The organism is Mesorhizobium sp. M0195, assembly GCF_040322115.1.
Taxonomy (GTDB): Bacteria; Pseudomonadota; Alphaproteobacteria; order Rhizobiales; family Rhizobiaceae; genus Mesorhizobium.
In genome coordinates, this window is record NZ_JAMYSV010000078.1 from 1 (window position 1) to 976 (window position 976).

The 976-nt window shown below is 63.3% G+C and carries 1 protein-coding gene; it reads left to right on the plus strand.

What is annotated here, in order from left to right:
- Positions 1-956: phosphomethylpyrimidine synthase (thiC, locus tag NKJ12_RS32065; protein WP_352707716.1), on the plus strand; the 956-nt coding region annotated here is incomplete at its 5' end.
- Positions 957-976: the final 20 nt, after the last annotated feature.

Here is a 976-nt window from a genome sequence, read left to right on the forward strand (position 1 = left end):
AGCAGGCCGAACAGGGCGTCGACTATTTCACCATCCATGCGGGCGTGCGGCTGCACTACATCCCGCTGACCGTTGACCGGGTCACGGGCATCGTCTCGCGCGGTGGCTCGATCATGGCCAAATGGTGCCTGCACCATCACCGGGAAAGCTTCCTCTACGAACATTTCGCCGAGATCTGCGACATTTGCCGCGGCTATGACGTGTCCTTTTCGCTGGGCGACGGCCTTCGTCCCGGCTCGATCGCCGACGCCAATGACGCAGCACAATTCGCCGAGCTGGAGACGCTCGGCGAGCTGACACAGATCGCCTGGGCGAAGGATTGCCAGGTAATGATCGAAGGCCCCGGCCACGTGCCGATGCACAAGATCAAGGAGAACATGGACAAGCAGCTCGCCGTCTGCGGCGAGGCGCCGTTCTATACGCTTGGGCCGCTGACGACCGACATCGCGCCGGGCTACGACCACATCACCTCAGGCATCGGCGCGGCGATGATCGGTTGGTTCGGCACCGCCATGCTCTGCTACGTCACGCCCAAGGAGCATCTCGGCCTTCCCGATCGCAACGACGTCAAGATCGGCGTGATCACCTACAAGATAGCCGCCCATGCCGCCGACCTGGCAAAAGGTCATCCGGCGGCGAAAGTCAGGGATGATGCCCTTTCCCGCGCGCGCTTCGAATTCCGCTGGGAGGACCAGTTCAACCTGTCGCTCGATCCCGAAACCGCGCGGTCCTTCCACGATCAGACCTTGCCCAAGGAGGCGCACAAGCTGGCGCATTTCTGCTCGATGTGCGGGCCGAAATTCTGCTCGATGCGTATTTCCCACGACATCCGCGCCGAGGCGCAGAAGGAGGGCATGGCGGCGATGGCGGCGAAATACCGCGAGGGCGGCGATCTCTACATACCGGCTGACGAGACCGGCGCACCGGCCATGCCACAGGCGCGTGCGCCATCATGAGGGTGCTGGTCAAAGGGGCC